Annotated in this window: 10 protein-coding genes and 2 pseudogenes; 9 read left to right on the forward strand and 3 right to left on the reverse strand. The window is 47.4% G+C overall.

Annotation, left to right across the window (positions count from 1 at the left end):
- Positions 1–25 precede the first annotated feature (25 nt).
- The 5 genes from glgB to KT99_RS04820 all read left to right on the forward strand — a co-directional run bounded on the left by glgB (position 26) and on the right by KT99_RS04820 (position 10,247).
- Positions 26–2,401 carry a 1,4-alpha-glucan branching protein GlgB gene (gene glgB / locus KT99_RS04800; RefSeq protein WP_005497579.1) on the forward strand — a complete coding sequence of 792 codons (2,376 nt, stop codon included), beginning with the start codon at positions 26–28 and terminating at the stop codon, positions 2,399–2,401.
- Positions 2,388–4,526 carry a glycogen debranching protein GlgX gene (gene glgX, locus KT99_RS04805; protein ID WP_005497580.1) on the forward strand — a complete coding sequence of 713 codons (2,139 nt, stop codon included), beginning with the start codon at positions 2,388–2,390 and terminating at the stop codon, positions 4,524–4,526. The genes glgB and glgX overlap by 14 nt, the downstream gene beginning before the upstream one ends.
- A complete protein-coding gene (locus tag KT99_RS04810; protein WP_005497582.1) occupies positions 4,516–7,032 on the forward strand; it encodes a glycogen/starch/alpha-glucan phosphorylase in 2,517 nt (838 codons plus the stop codon). Before glgX ends, KT99_RS04810 begins: the two co-directional genes overlap by 11 nt.
- Positions 7,033–7,217: 185 nt before the next feature.
- Positions 7,218–8,486: a glucose-1-phosphate adenylyltransferase gene (gene glgC / locus KT99_RS04815; RefSeq protein WP_005497583.1), complete on the forward strand. Its 1,269-nt coding sequence runs from the start codon at positions 7,218–7,220 to the stop codon at positions 8,484–8,486.
- Between the two features lie 66 nt (positions 8,487–8,552).
- Positions 8,553–10,247, forward strand: a complete 1,695-nt coding sequence (locus KT99_RS04820) for a glycogen synthase (protein WP_005497584.1) — start codon at positions 8,553–8,555, stop codon at positions 10,245–10,247.
- A 60-nt stretch (positions 10,248–10,307) separates the two neighbouring features.
- Here the strand turns inward: KT99_RS04820 and KT99_RS04825 are convergent, their stop codons facing one another.
- Positions 10,308–10,787 carry an aminoacyl-tRNA deacylase gene (locus KT99_RS04825; RefSeq protein ID WP_005497585.1) on the reverse strand — a complete coding sequence of 160 codons (480 nt, stop codon included), beginning with the start codon at positions 10,785–10,787 and terminating at the stop codon, positions 10,308–10,310.
- A 659-nt stretch (positions 10,788–11,446) separates the two neighbouring features.
- Positions 11,447–11,929 carry a glutathione peroxidase gene (locus tag KT99_RS04830; protein WP_005497587.1) on the reverse strand — a complete coding sequence of 161 codons (483 nt, stop codon included), beginning with the start codon at positions 11,927–11,929 and terminating at the stop codon, positions 11,447–11,449.
- A 267-nt stretch (positions 11,930–12,196) separates the two neighbouring features.
- Between KT99_RS04830 and KT99_RS20495 the strand changes: the two are divergent.
- Positions 12,197–12,389: pseudogene (locus KT99_RS20495) on the forward strand (YfaZ family outer membrane protein); the annotation flags it as partial.
- A 168-nt stretch (positions 12,390–12,557) separates the two neighbouring features.
- Positions 12,558–12,715: pseudogene (locus tag KT99_RS23500) on the forward strand (diguanylate cyclase); the annotation flags it as partial.
- A 253-nt stretch (positions 12,716–12,968) separates the two neighbouring features.
- Here the strand turns inward: KT99_RS23500 and KT99_RS04840 are convergent.
- Positions 12,969–14,345, reverse strand: a complete 1,377-nt coding sequence (locus KT99_RS04840; protein ID WP_005497593.1) for an RsmB/NOP family class I SAM-dependent RNA methyltransferase — start codon at positions 14,343–14,345, stop codon at positions 12,969–12,971.
- A 245-nt stretch (positions 14,346–14,590) separates the two neighbouring features.
- On the opposite strand from KT99_RS04840, the gene KT99_RS23505 reads away from it, so the two are divergent.
- Complete coding sequence (locus tag KT99_RS23505; RefSeq protein WP_083804809.1) at positions 14,591–14,731, forward strand: DUF3955 domain-containing protein; 141 nt, start codon at positions 14,591–14,593, stop codon at positions 14,729–14,731.
- Between the two features lie 100 nt (positions 14,732–14,831).
- Entirely contained in the window at positions 14,832–15,161 is a 330-nt protein-coding gene (gene yqfB / locus KT99_RS04845) for a N(4)-acetylcytidine aminohydrolase (protein WP_040571609.1), read from the forward strand.
- Positions 15,162–15,178: the final 17 nt, after the last annotated feature.

Here is a 15,178-nt window from a genome sequence, read left to right on the forward strand (position 1 = left end):
AATTTTTAACTTTAATGGAAGATAAATGATGACTCAAAATGCCCCTCACTTTCATCACGGCGCCGATATTGCGCTGCTTAATGGTGAATATTGCGATGTGTTTTCTCTGTTAGGCATGCATTTACAGGAAAACCCGAGCGATACGTCGACAAAAAATACCAAAGGGAAACAAGTCGAAGCGAAAGTTAAAGTCGTTCAGGCTAAGAAACACTTGCTGGTGCGCTGCTTATTACCCGGAGCTCTAAGCGTAGAGGTGCTCAACCTTAAGGATGGACGTAAGCTTGCCAGCCTGGAACGGGTCAATGAAACCGGTCTGTTTGCCGGGGTGATAGGGCGAAGGGTGAAACCTTTCCTGTATAAGTTGCGGGTTGAATATCCCTTGAGCATAGAAGAGATCATCGACCCCTATCAGTTTCCAAGCTTGTTAAACCAAGACGATGTTTACCTGTTTGCTGAGGGACGCTTAGAGCAGGCTTATCATCTGTTAGGGGCTAATTGGCGACAGAGTCAGGGAGTCGAGGGGGTCAATTTCTGTGTGTGGGCCCCCAATGCCAGGCGCGTGTCTGTGGTGGGAGATTTTAACCATTGGGACGGGACCCGGCATGTGATGCGCCAACACTTGGCCAATGGCCTTTGGGAGATATTTATTCCCGATGTTAATGAGCAAGCACATTATAAGTTTGAGCTGATATCTGAGCATGGCGAGCGCATAGAGAAATCGGACCCCTATGCTAAGGCCATGCAAGCCGCGCCGGGAAATGCCTCCTTGGTCCCTCGTAAGCAAGATTTTAACTGGCAAGATAAAGAGTGGCTAGCGTATCGTAAAGCTCAGCAATGGCACCACCAGCCAATCTCCACCTATGAGGTTCATCTCGCTTCATGGCGACGTAAGGGGGATGAGGGCGAGCTTTTTCTGAATTATCAAGATCTCATCGAGCAGCTCATTCCTTATGTCAAAGAGATGGGGTTTACCCATCTGCAGCTGATGCCCATCAGTGAATATCCCTTCGATGGCTCTTGGGGCTATCAGCCTGTGGGCTTGTACGCGCCTAGCCATAGATTCGGCGATGTTGCAGGTTTAAAAGCATTTGTCGATGCCTGTCATCAGGCGGGATTGGCCGTGGTACTCGACTGGGTGGCGGCACACTTTCCCAAAGATCCCCATGGTCTAATCCAGTTTGATGGCACTAGCTTATATGAGCATCAAGATCCTAGACGGGGGGAGCATCCTGACTGGGATACCTTGATCTATAATTACGGTCGCGGCGAAGTGCAAAGCTACCTGCTGAGTAATGCCTGCTATTGGCTCGATGAGTTTCATTTCGATGGCCTGCGTATCGATGCCGTTTCCTCCATGTTATACCTAGATTACAGCCGCGAGCCGGGGCAGTGGCTCCCCAATGCTGAGGGGGGGCGGGAAAACCTGCAGGCCATTAGCTTCCTGCAGAGTCTTAACCAGCGTTTATACCAGGCATTTCCGGGGATCGTCATGATCGCCGAAGAGTCTACTGCCTGGCCTGGAGTGACAAAGAGAGTCGACGAATCGGGCTTAGGTTTTGGCTTCAAGTGGAACATGGGCTGGATGAACGATAGCCTACGCTATCTGGGCCGAGATCCAATCCACAGGAGTCATCATCACAGCGAGCTGACCTTTAGTTTGATGTACTGTTTCAGCGAGCAATTTATCTTGTCCTTGAGCCACGATGAGGTGGTTCACGGCAAGGGGTCATTGCTACATAAAGTGCCAGGTGATGACTGGCAGAAGTTTGCCAGCCTACGGGCATATTTCGGCTTCATGTGGGGGCACCCGGGTAAGAAACTCCTATTTATGGGCAATGAGTTTGGCCAAAGAGACGAGTGGAGTCATGAGCGCAGTTTAGATTGGCATCTGCTGCAGTATGCTCCTCACCGAGGGCTGCAGACCTGGGTGAAAGATCTTAATCACCTGTACCTAAGTCAGCCCTCTCTTTACTGCCAAGATACCCGGGCAGATAAATTTCAATGGCTCGATTGCGATAATCATCAGGCTAGCGTGTTTAGCTTTATCCGTTATGACGAGTCTGCAGACGAACACTTGATATTTATCGTCAATATGACACCTCAAGTTCATCATGGTTTTCGCATAGGCTTGCCTCTGGGCTGCGAGTACCGAGAGCTGCTTAACAGTGATAGTGAGCTTTATGGTGGCAGTGGAGTGGGGAATGCCGGGGTGATATTGGCCGAGGAGTTGCCTTATCAGAACATGCCTCACAGCAGTCTTATTACAGTGCCGTCTCTGGGGTGTTTAGTCTTATCGCCATCTCATTTAACCCGTCACTCAGTCATAGATTCAGCCACTAACTTAACCACTAACTTAACCAGAGGGTTAGAGCAGACTGGTGAGTCAGATGAAGCTCACTAACGGTAAGCCTTATCCATTAGGGGCGAGTGTCGATGATTGTGGCGTCAACTTTGCCCTGTTTTCGGCCCATGGGACTCGGGTCACTCTGTGTATCTTCGATGAACATGGTCATGACGAGATAGGGCGGTTTATTTTGCCGGGAAAGTCGCAACATATCTGGCATGGGTATCTTCAAGGGGCGAGAGAGGGTCTGCTATATGGATATCGCGTCGACGGCTTGTTTCAACCGCTATCAGGGCACAGGTTCAATGCCAATAAGCTCCTGCTCGATCCCTATGCAAAGCAGTTAGTGGGTGAGTGCCGTGATAACCCATGTCATTACAGTTATATACTCGAAGATAGCGAGCAAGACCTCTCCTTCGACACGACAGACAATGCGGCCAGTATGCCTAAGTGTCGAGTGGTAGATTATCACCAGCTTGGCCCCGTGATCCCGGTGAAAAAAAATGATAATCAGGAGGATGTGTCACTTTCTCGGAGGCGCAGCATCATCTATGAACTGCACGTTAAGGGATTTACTCAGCTGCATCCGGATATTGTCAAACACCAAAGAGGCACCTTCGCCGGACTCGCCAGTCCTGAGTCGATAAGCTATCTCATCAACTTAGGCATCACCTGTGTCGAGCTTATGCCAGTGCAGAGTTTCTTCGATGAGCCTTTCCTGCAACACAAGCAACTGAGTAACTATTGGGGCTATAACAGCATAGGTTTTTTTGCCCCGCACCAGGGCTATTTGAGTGGTGATGATGTGTTTGAATTTCGTCATATGGTGACTAAATTTCATAAGGCGGGCATCGAAGTGATCTTAGATGTGGTCTATAACCACACCGCCGAGGGCAATCGGCTCGGTCCGACCTACAGTTTCAGGGGCATAGATAACCTAAGTTATTACCGTTTGAGTCCCAGTGAACCTAGGTATTACATCAATGATACCGGTTGCGGTAACACGCTCAATATTACCCACCCTAATGTACTGCAATTGGTGATGGACTCGCTGCGTTATTGGGTGGAAGTGATGGGCGTCGATGGTTTTCGTTTCGATTTAGCCACTTGTATGGGCCGTGAAACCCATGGCTTCGATACTGGTTCCGGCTTCTTCGATGCCTTAGCTCAAGACCCTGTGCTGAGCCAGACCCGTTTGATAGCTGAGCCTTGGGACATAGGTCCGGGTGGCTATCAGTTGGGACAATTCCCCATGGGCTGGAGTGAATGGAATGACAGATACCGCGATACCATTCGCCGTTTCTGGCGTGGGGATGCCGGGATCTTGCCCGAATTTGCCAGACGTTTTCACGGTTCCAGTGATCTATTTGAACATTCTGGTCGGCCGCCGGCCGCCAGTATTAACTTTGTCACCAGCCACGATGGCTTCTCCTTGATGGATCTTGTCAGTTACAGCCTGAGACACAACCAGGCAAATGGTGAAGACAACCGCGATGGGCATCAGGAAAATTTCAGCCATAACTATGGTGTCGAAGGCGTCACGGACGACCCTGATATTAATGGTCTAAGAGCAAGGCAGTGCCGCAATATACTCACGACTCTGTTTTTGTCCCAAGGCGTGCCCATGTTGCTGGCTGGGGATGAAGTCGGTCACTCCCAGTCAGGCAATAATAACGCCTATTGCCAAGACAGTCCGCTGAGCTGGCGGGAGTGGCAACAAGATATCGGCAGTAATGCACTGCTGCAGTTTACCCGAAAATTAATTCACCTCAGAAAACGTTTTCCTTTGCTTTGCCATCATCAATACATACATGAGGGCGCCAATGTGGATGCACCCGGACTCGATTGGTTTTGTCGTCAAGGTGGAGTGATGACCAAGGCACTGTGGAGTGAGACCCAGACTCGCAGTCTGAGTCTGGTGATAACTGGTGAGCTTGAGGCGCAAAATGGCTGTCGACAGGCACTCCTCTTGATGCTTAACACAGACGAGAAAAGTTTGGATTTTTGTTTGCCTGAGCTTGATAACCTGTCTCCCTGGCGCTGTCTGTTACACACTCAAGATAGTGAATTAAACCCTGAGTATGTTTCACTTTCTACCAATTTAAATCCGATATATCACCTGCAAGACCGAAGCTTGATGCTGTTTTATGCCGAATTTAAGGAGCCTGTTCATGAGTGTTAGCCCCCCTAAGTGCCAAGAACTATCCCAAGCTAAGCCAGCGGATAAACCACTTAAGGATGACGTTAAAAAACTCCAGCAAGATTGCGAACCCTGCAATTCATTGTCGGCTTCCTTGAATCGTTATATGAATAATGGCCTGGGTCAGGAGGAGTACGCTCAGCACGATCTGTTTCATGCCCTAGCAAGTAGCGTGAAAGAGCTGATGCTGGATAACTGGCGACAGACCCGAGCTAAAGACAGCCAATATCAGACTAAGCAAGTCGCCTACCTGTCTCTGGAGTTCTTGATGGGACGAGCATTAGGCAATGCCTTGTTGAATCTGCAATTGACCGATGAGAGCCGTGAAGCCCTGAGTCAGTATGCTGTCGACTTAGAGTCTCTGGAGAGTTTAGAGCATGATGCCGGTCTTGGGAATGGAGGCTTAGGTCGGCTCGCCGCCTGTTTTCTCGATAGTTGTGCCAGCTTAGACATAGCGGTTACTGGCTATGGGATCCGTTACGAATACGGCATGTTTGCCCAGAGAATTGTCGATGGCTATCAGATAGAGGGTCCCGATCGTTGGCTTAAAGATGGTAACCCTTGGGAAGTCAGGGTGCCCAATCATAATGTCACAGTGCCCTTCTTTGGCCATACAGAAAGTTATATCGATAAATTGGGCCGACGGCATGTCACTTGGGTGGATACTCAAGATGTGCAGGCGGTAGCCTATGATATGCCGATACCTGGTTATCGCAATAGCCGCATCAATACCTTGAGGTTGTGGAAGTCTGAAGCCACAGATGATTTTGATTTAGCCGAGTTTAATCAGGGAGATTATACCGAAGCGGTTGCCAGAAAAAACCTGGCAGAACAGATCACTATGGTGCTCTATCCCAACGATGCCAGCGAGAACGGCAAGGAGCTTAGGCTAAGGCAGCAGTACTTCTTATCCTCGGCGAGTCTGCAAGATCTGCTTAATAACTGGATAAAGAAAAATGGCATCGACTTTAGTGACTTCGCTAAAGCCAATGTGATGCAGCTCAATGACACGCACCCTAGTGTGGCCGTCCCTGAGTTGATGCGTTTGCTGGTGGACAATTATGCGCTGGAATGGGAGCAGGCTTGGGACATTACCACCAATATCATGGCTTATACCAATCATACCTTGTTACCCGAAGCGCTAGAGCGCTGGCCCGTGCGCATGTTCGAGCAGATGCTCCCCAGAATCTTAGAGATCATCTACGAGATCAATGCGCGATATCTGGATGATGTGGCTCACCACTGGCCCGGAGATGCTGACATGCTGGCCAAGATGTCGATCATCGAAGAGGGTTGCGAGCCCCACGTGCGCATGGCCTATCTGGCCATCGTTGCCAGCTTCTCGGTCAATGGGGTCGCCGGCTTGCATACTCAGCTACTGACATCGGGTCTGTTTAAACATTTCTATGAGCTTTGGCCGGAAAAGTTTAATAACAAGACCAATGGTGTGACGCCGAGACGTTGGTTGGCACACTGTAACCCCAGATTGGCCGCTTTACTGACAAAACGTTTGGGGTGCCAATGGGTCGGAGATCTACAACACTTACAGGCCCTGAGTGCTTTCACCGAAGACAAGGCACTGATTGATGAGTGGCGTGAGGTGAAACTGGCCAATAAGCGTGAGCTCAGTTTGATGATTGCTAAAGAGTGTGGCGTCGAATTTGAGCCTGAAATGATGTTCGATGTACAGGTTAAGCGCATTCATGAATATAAGCGTCAGCTGCTCAACATACTGCATGTTATTCACCTTTATCATGAGATCTTAACGGCCATTAGTGATAACCGCTTAGATAAGCTAGTGCCCAGATGTGTCTTGATCGGTGGCAAGGCCGCGCCTGGGTATGCCATGGCTAAGCTGTTGATCAAGCTCGCCAATAATGTCGCTCACATGGTCAATTCCGATCCTCAAATTACACCCTATCTCAGGTTTGCCTTCTTGCCTAACTACAACGTCAGCGCCATGGAAAAGATCTGTCCGGCAACGGACTTGTCTCAACAAATCTCCACCGCAGGCAAAGAAGCGTCGGGCACGGGTAACATGAAATTTATGATGAATGGTGCGCTGACTATCGGCACCTTAGACGGTGCCAATATTGAGATGCTCGAAGAGGTGGGTGAGGACAACTTCTTCCTGTTTGGCTTAAATGCCAGTCAAGTTCATTCACTGCAAGATAATTACCAGCCAGAGCATTTTATTAACCAGTCTCCAGCACTAAAACAAGTGATGAAATTGCTGCAGAGTGGTCACTTTAATCTACTGGAACCCGGTATTTTCGACCCTGTGATAGAAAGCATCAAGTCGCCAACGGATCCTTGGATGACGGCGGCAGATTTTGAATCATATCGACAAGCTCAGCAGCGAGCCGCGAGCGCCTATCAAGACCCTGATAGTTGGACCCAAATGAGTATACGCAACACTGCATGCAGTGGGCGTTTCTCGAGTGATGTCACCATTGCCGCTTACCGGGATGAAATATGGAAAGCTTAATTATTAACAGTCAATTCAGCCGTTTTTCCAGAGCTGTGCGAACCACATCTTCAAGTTGCCGGGACCCAATATGGAGGGCTTAATCATGCAGTACCTTAAAGTCGTAATCATTAATTCAATACAGCAAACGTTGAACGGTGAAAGCCAATTAACCCTAAGCAATGAATCTCAAGGAGTGAGTACAGATGCCTAATCCGAGTCCACGTTATATCAGTAATATAACCCGTGATACCTATGCCATTATCTTAGCCGGGGGCAGAGGTTCCCGTTTGCATGAGTTAACAGCCTGGCGCGCGAAACCTTCACTCTATTTTGGAGGTAAGTTTAGGATCATCGACTTCCCCCTATCGAACTGTATCAACTCTGGGATCCGCCGTGTGGGTGTGGTGACTCAATATAAATCTCATTCACTCATTCGTCATATAATGCAAGGTTGGGGGCATTTTAAGAAGGAACTCGGCGAGTCGGTGGAGATCTTACCTGCATCTCAGCGCTTCTCGGAAAACTGGTATCAGGGCACGGCCGATGCCGTGTTTCAAAATATGGATATTATTCGTCACGAGATGCCTAAATACGTGATGATTTTATCGGGCGATCATGTTTATCGTATGGATTATGCTGGCATACTTGCCGCCCATTCTGAGTCTGGGGCAGACATGACTGTTTCCTGTTTCGAGGTGCCGGTAGCCGAAGCGGCCGGGGTCTTCGGTGTGGTTGAGGTCGATGAGAAACAGCGAATTTTAGGCTTCGAAGAGAAGCCTGAAGTGCCTAAACATCTGCCCGATAGTCCGGAAACTTGTTTAGCTTCTATGGGGAATTATGTCTTTAACACAGAGTTTCTGTTTGAGCAGCTCAAAAAAGATGCCCGGAATGAAAACTCTGAGCGAGATTTTGGTAAAGATATTATTCCTGCCATTATCCAAGAACATAATGTGTTTGCCTATCCATTTTGCAGTGACTTTAATGACCAAAAAGCTTATTGGCGTGATGTGGGCACTCTGGATTCATTTTGGCAGGCCAATATGGAACTGTTATCCCCAACACCGCCATTAAATCTATACGATGCCAAGTGGCCTATCTGGACCTATCAGGAGCAACTTCCACCGGCAAAGTTTGTCTTCGATGATGATGACAGGCGAGGCATGACTCTGGACTCAATCGTATCTGGAGGTTGCATCATATCAGGGGCAACGGTGCGTCGTAGTGTGTTATTTAATGAGGTGAGGATCTGCTCCTATTCACTAGTCGAAGGCGCGGTGATTCTGCCCGATGTAGTGGTGCAGCGACATTGTAAAATTAAGAATGTCATTCTTGATCGTGGCTGCATCATTCCAGAAGGCACTGTGATTGGTTATGACCATGTTCACGACAGAAAAAGAGGCTTTAGGGTCTCGGAGAAGGGTGTGGTGTTAGTGACCAGAGACATGTTGGGTCTGCCCGTAGGCTATGAGTGAATCTCCGTACTCGATTCTGCAGTTTACTTTGAACGGAATGAGGAAAGCACATTGAAAAGAGTATTGATGTTAGCCGCCGAAAACGGCTCGATACCAAGGGCCAAAGTGGGGGGGATGGCGGATGTTATCCGCGACCTTCCGGCCGCTTTGGCGCAGCAAGATGTGATTGCTGATGTGATTATGCCAAGTTATGGCTTTCTCGCTGGCTCGGTTAACGCCATTAAACTTGCTGAATTCAGGGTGACTTTTAGCGGTAGCAGACAAAGTGTTTCCCTGTTAAGTACTCCTAATCCAGACGTTGAGGGCGCGGTGATTTACTTCATCGACATTCAAGATGGCGTGTTTAGCGGGAAACCCCATGAGATCTATAGCCAAGGCAGTGACGAGCGGCCCTTCGCCGAGGATGCCAATAAGTTTGCCCTGTTTTGTCTCTGTGTAGCGACGGCAATCAATGAGCAGTTATTGCCTATGCCAGACTTGATACATCTCCATGACTGGCACAGCGCCATGTTTGCCCTCTTGAGTCAGTATGATGACAATTTCCAACATTTATCGGCTATTCCCTGTGTTTATACCATACACAATCTGGCCATACAGGGGACACGCCCACTCAGAGATGACAGCTCTTCCCTGAATGCCTGGTTTCCGAATCTACTGGATAAGTTAACCTCTGACCAGCTCGAGTCGGTGATAGATCCCCGCTACCGCCATTGTATCAATCCCATGAGAGTCGGGATTAATCTATGCGCTAAGGTTCATCTGGTTTCACCGACCTATGCCGATGAAGTACTGAAACCCTCAGATCATGACGCTGGTTTTTTTGGTGGTGAAGGTCTGGAGGCAGATCTGCAGCGTAAACAAGACTCTGGTGCACTGGTGGGGATTTTAAACGCCTGTGTCTACGATGAGCTTGGCGATGAAACGAGAGTTGCACTGAGTGTTAAGGAGAGTCTGGGGATAGCCGAACAAGATGATAGCTGGTTGGGTTTGTTGGAGCTGATGGAGTCGGCGCTGTTGTGCTGGCAGGGTGATAAACAGTGGGTTACTGGCTGTGATCAGATAGCCCTGACGCGAATTTCAGGATTGTGGCGACGTGTCTGGCTGTCTAAAGATACCCAGGTTTATAAGCTACAATCGGCAGACAAGCCGTCAAGGAATAAGCACAAAGGCCCGAGCATGCTCGTGACTTCGGTCGGTCGACTGACAGATCAGAAGGTGCTTATCTTGCGCCAGAGAGTCTTGCTCGCTAATGGCCAGCGAGTCTCAGTGCTCGAGTCTATATTACAGGCTTTGGCTCAGGCTCATCCCGAGGGGGTTTTCATACTTCTGGGCAGCGGCGACGCTGAAATCGCCCGAGAATTCAGCGCCATAGCAGCCAGATATGCTAACTTCATCTTCCTCAACGGCTATGATGAGGCCGTTTCGGATGCCCTGTATCGAAACGGTGATCTGTTTATGATGCCAAGCTCCTTCGAGCCTTGTGGAATAAGTCAGATGCTGGCGATGAAAGCGGGACAAATTTGTCTGGTTCATGGAGTGGGGGGGCTGCGTGATACGGTGGCCGACAATGAGACCGGCTATCTGTTTTTTGGTGATAGCCTGGCTGGACAAGCTGAGAGTCTATTGGAGCGTTTTTCCGATGTTCTCGGGGAATATAACAGTGACAAGTGGCTGAATATGGAACGCTTAGCCAGTCAACAGAGGTTCGACTGGGCAAACTCAGCACTAAAATATAAGCAAGATCTCTATGGTTTTGCTTAATCGCAATCGCCAGTTAATTTTGTGAACTAAATTAACTGGTTAAGTTTTTTCCTGCCAAATCTAGTGTATATTTTGATGGCTGAACCTTAAGTGTTTGGCATCTTTGATCAGTTTAACGAAATCTTTTCGGCTTATGCGCACTAAGCTGCTATGGTCTCCAGCCTCAAAATAGATTTCTTTGGCATCCACTAACAGATCATCATAAACCGCTTCTAAGTTGTAGGCGCCTCCTAAGGGGGGAATAGCCCCATTCTCACAGTCATTAAACATCTGATAAATAGCCTGCTCCTTCATCAGGTGTAGGTCCCGATTGAGTTTGTCACCCAGTGCTCCCAAGCTGATTTTATGGTTAGCGGGTAACACAGCCATCATCTTACGTCCTTCATGATCTTCTAAGATCACCGCCTTTGCCAGCTGGGATGGTGAGACCCGAGCCGCTATGGCCGAGCTCAGGGAATTAAAACTATGGGGATGAGACACAAGCTCATAGCTCACTTCATTATCCTGTAGATACTCATTTAACCGGGTAGAAATAGCCATGGTGTTACCTCTCGAAGCCGATATGGCGTTTGTAGTAATTATAGTCCAGAGGCATAAATGTAGACTGAAACTTAGGTTCGAACTAAGGCACGTTTTTTATGTGTAAAAACAGATAGTCTTTGACTAGAAGATAAAAAAATGGCCCCACCTTAAATAAGGGGAGCCATAGAATTCTTATTCAGAATCTGTAGTTGGAAACAATAATATCGATTAGCGCTAGCAGTCGATAACATGTTTCCAGTAGATACCATACGTATCTAAAGGGAGATGATGATGAACAGTGAAACGGCTTGGACGGTGTAAGACTCATTTGAGTATAAACAGTCGAAGCCAGAAATTCGGTTCACTATGTATGAGTCATTAATTTAGCGAAAGTTCATTTTGGAAGCAGATAAAGTCATTTTTATTTTTCTTCCGATAATGACTGCTTGGAAGAGCGATGAATATGAAGCAAAAAAAAGGGCAACACCAGTCTTTTATCAAGATTGGGCTGCCTGATGATCATTTAAGATCAAGGGGACCGCGCTAGAAGTCCCAGGGAGAATGATGAACATGAAAACCTTCTTCGCGCTCATATTCTTTGATGCCCTGAAAATGGATAAGTTCAAAAAATAGACGATGTTTTTTGTGTTTAATTAAATAAAAAACTATCTTGTTGATTAGCCTAGCAAACTATTTATCTCTTTTTCTAACGCTTCCGGCTTAGTCGTTGAAGCAAATCGTGCTAACACCTTTCCTTGGCTATCAATTAAGAATTTGGTGAAATTCCATTTGATCCCCTTGCTGCCTAAAATCCCTTTAGCCTCGGATTTGAGGTACTCATAGAGGGGATGTGCCTCTGGGCCATTGACCTCTACCTTCTCAAAGAGAGGGAAGTTCACGCCGTAGTTAAGTTCACAAAATGAAGATATTTCACTCTCACTGCCACTCTCCTGATCTCCGAACTGGTTGCAGGGAAACCCAAGGATGACAAATTTCTCAGGACCGTATTTGTCATACAGCGCCTGTAGCCCCTTATATTGAGGGGTGAAGCCACATGCGCTTGCCGTATTGACTATCAATATCACCTTATCTTTATATTCAGATAAGGATACCGATTTTCCTTGGATATTATTTACCGAAAAGTCATAGATGGATGTCATGTTGAATCTCTCCTGAAGTGTTCAGCTAATCTAGCAGTAAGTATAGTTTCGAGCAAATTAATTGCGCGCAACTTATACCATTCCAGATACTTACTCGGAATGGTATTACAGGCTTGCGCAGGAACTCGGATGATACGAATTGTTTCTTTGTTGTCACTCTGTGGGGAACTGCTACTTCTTTATGGTTATTGTGGTTTGTTGGTTGCTTTAATGTGTGCGGTAATATAATTGTTTTTTAAAAACAATTGAGTAATTGAGTAATCGAGTGCCGTACATGTAGCCCATGATGCGGGTATTCATCATTTTGAGATCGGGGCAAAGTATTCCTATGCCTGGGCGAAAAACAGTGAGAATGGCAGTGCTATTGGGGTGGGCGGTCGTTACACTATGGCGCTGGGGTCTACTCTCTTTCCATGCGTCTGGTTATTATGCACCTTCGGTACTCTCTTTTGGTAGCGTCTGTCACTCAGGTGCTATTACGACTGATGTTTTACTTATATCCTACTTCTCTTCTGTGCCTAAGGTGGAGCTCAAACATCTGTTAGATCACAAGCGGAGTGCAGATTTTGAAGCCATGGCTGTGATGTTATGTCTAGGTGGACTCATCTTTATCGCCTGCTATAACTTACTGATTATTCTTCCGGGAGATTTAGGACTCACCCCGATTTTATCGAATATGCAGAACTTGCCACACTCATAGACGGAATCGCCGATGCACTTATGCTGGCACTGGCACTGGCAAATAAGATCAAACTATTGTCCGAGGAAAGACAGACTTATATTAAGGCACCAGGTATCGAAGGGTTCGGTGAAGCATGAGAGGACCGGTTGCTCGCCACTCTCAGGTGTGTATTGCCAACCCATGCAGATTTTCATTGAGCCAGACTTGATAGGCTTGAGTGGCCATCGCCTTAACCTTGTCGACAGCCTTAGTTAATGGCTCACTCTGACCACCACATCGCCCATGCCATCACTATAGGGCGAACCACAGCATAGAACCGGGGGAATAGATGAAGTCAGATCGAACTTGTTCCATGGCCTATTTTCTTTTCATTCGAGCGACGAACATGCCATCGGTATCGGCTTGATACGGCAAGACTAGATGCATACAGGCCTCTACGCCAGTAAACGGATGTCTAGTGACTACCAGAGTAAAATCAGCGTGCTTGGCCAAGAAGGCATTGACCACATCTTCATTTTCCAAGGGGGACAGTGAGCAGGTGGCATATACCAAGGTGCCACCGATTTTAACTGCCTGACTGGAGCGGCTGATAATATCCAGTTGCAGATCTGGTTTATCCTGAACAGCTTCAATCCCATCTATCCAGCGCATATCCGGGTTGCGTCGCCAGGTACCAGTGCAACTACAAGGCGCATCAACAAGCACGCCATCGAAGTGATTATGCGGCACAGGCAGATCATCGGACTTCCAAGGGGAAGCTGTGATGCCTTTAAAGCCTGCACGTTTAGCGCGCTTGGCCAGCTCCTCTAATGGCTTACGACGCACATCTGAGACGATAATTGTGCCCCTAGCTTGCTTGTCCTTGGCTAACATCAAAGATCTTAATTGCAGACTCTTACCGCCTGCACCACTGCAGGTATCCCACCAGTTATCATTTGGACTCGGGTTACATATTTGCCCGACAACTTGTGAGCCTAAGTCTTGTATCTCAAGCTCGCCTTCACGATATAGTGACATGCCGTTGAGGTTGATACTCTTATGGCCAAGACTGATGCTATCGCTAAAATACTCACTCGCCGTGGCGGTGATATCTAATTTGGCTAGCTTCGCTATGGCCTCATTGGTTGCGATATTCTGTACTCTGGCCCAGATTGGCGGGCGAGAAGATAGGGCCTGGACCATAGCCAAGCGCTGCTCGGCATCTTGAATGGGGCAAGTCTGCCAGAACCACTCTGGAACTAAGTCATCTGTGGTAAAAGAGATAGCCGGAAACTGGCTAGCCAGCCAGTCACATTTTGCCGATACTGTCTCTAAAGGTGTGTCTGCATCAAGAATGAGCGCTTGCTTCTGGCCAGAAAAGCCTGTCCAGGCTGCAATAAACGGTTCCCATGAATGGGACTCCAGCCGGGCATTAAGCGTCAACATAGTGAACCAAGATTGGGTGCCTGTATTTACTGTGCAAGTACCGGTATGAGTTGAGAATTTGTTTAACCATCCCCACCAACGAAACAGGGCAAATAAACTCTCACGGATCACCCGCCTGTCTTTAGAACCATGCTTTTTATTGACTCTAAAGTACTCACCCACAACGCGATCGGCCGGCTGCTTCTTTTCCATCACCTGAGTAAATAGGTGAAGTATGGTATTGGCATAGCTAAGAGCACGCTTTTGCACCTGAGTCTCGGCAGTCAAGGCTGCAAAAGAGGTCGCTTTGATCTCGTTTAGAAAGGTCACGATTGAGAGGTGATCATCAGCTGTTGAGCCTATTCTCGAATGGAGAGTTGAATCAGTGTGGCTTGTGTTCAAGGCGTCGCCCATGGGTAGTTATCTAGGATGGTATTTATCTGGGGGCGAATTATAACAGATGTGGGCCAGCTTCGAATCAAGGTGGTTAGATTTTTTATATAGCTTATTGCTATTGGTAATGGTTAGGGTGCTCTTGCTCCATTAGCCTTTCAGCCTTAGAATCGCTGGAAAATATGTGCTATCAATATGTCGATGAAAAAGGATTCCTACATGAAAGTCTGTTTATGCCCTTGGATTTTTTCAGTGTATGTTTGGGAGTCATCATATTAGTGGTCTTTATTGGTAGAATCTTGGTTAATAAAAAAATATGGTGATCATTGAAACGGGCAATACCGTTTTAGTGAAGTAAAAGACATGAGTAAAATCGCTGACTAAGTTAGTCGAAATAACAAAATAGATAATTTGGATTTATCAATGACAGACGTACCAACAACAATCAGTTTTTTTGAAATGCTCACCCCCTTTGTTGCATCGGGGAAAAAGACCATCACCATCAGGGATGAGTCTGAGTGTCATTATGTGCCGGGCACTCAGGTAGAGGTGTATACCTTAGAAACCAATATTAAGGTTTGTGATATCGAAATTAAGTCGGTAGAGCCAATTCTATTCAGCGAGATCAACGAGTTTCACGCCCAGCAAGAATACCTTGAGTTACCTAAGCTAAAGGAAATAATCAGTCAGGTTTATCCAAACACAGAACAACTCTACGTCATTACCTACAAGCTCATTCATCCAGAGTGCTAAGTGCTAGGTGATCGAGT

This window comes from Shewanella benthica KT99, assembly GCF_000172075.1.
In the GTDB taxonomy this organism is placed as follows: domain Bacteria; phylum Pseudomonadota; class Gammaproteobacteria; order Enterobacterales; family Shewanellaceae; genus Shewanella; species Shewanella benthica_A.

Bases quoted from the DNA above. Each gene is read 5' to 3' on its own strand.
- KT99_RS23505 (WP_083804809.1), top strand. From the start codon at position 14,591: ATGTGCTATCAATATGTCGATGAAAAAGGATTCCTACATGAAAGTCTG.
- yqfB (WP_040571609.1), top strand. From the start codon at position 14,832: ATGACAGACGTACCAACAACAATCAGTTTTTTTGAAATGCTCACCCCC.
- KT99_RS04810 (WP_005497582.1), top strand. From the start codon at position 4,516: ATGAGTGTTAGCCCCCCTAAGTGCCAAGAACTATCCCAAGCTAAGCCA.
- KT99_RS04830 (WP_005497587.1), bottom strand. From the start codon at position 11,929: ATGACATCCATCTATGACTTTTCGGTAAATAATATCCAAGGAAAATCG.
- glgX (WP_005497580.1), top strand. From the start codon at position 2,388: ATGAAGCTCACTAACGGTAAGCCTTATCCATTAGGGGCGAGTGTCGAT.
- KT99_RS04825 (WP_005497585.1), bottom strand. From the start codon at position 10,787: ATGGCTATTTCTACCCGGTTAAATGAGTATCTACAGGATAATGAAGTG.
- glgC (WP_005497583.1), top strand. From the start codon at position 7,218: ATGCCTAATCCGAGTCCACGTTATATCAGTAATATAACCCGTGATACC.
- glgB (WP_005497579.1), top strand. From the start codon at position 26: ATGATGACTCAAAATGCCCCTCACTTTCATCACGGCGCCGATATTGCG.
- KT99_RS04820 (WP_005497584.1), top strand. From the start codon at position 8,553: ATGTTAGCCGCCGAAAACGGCTCGATACCAAGGGCCAAAGTGGGGGGG.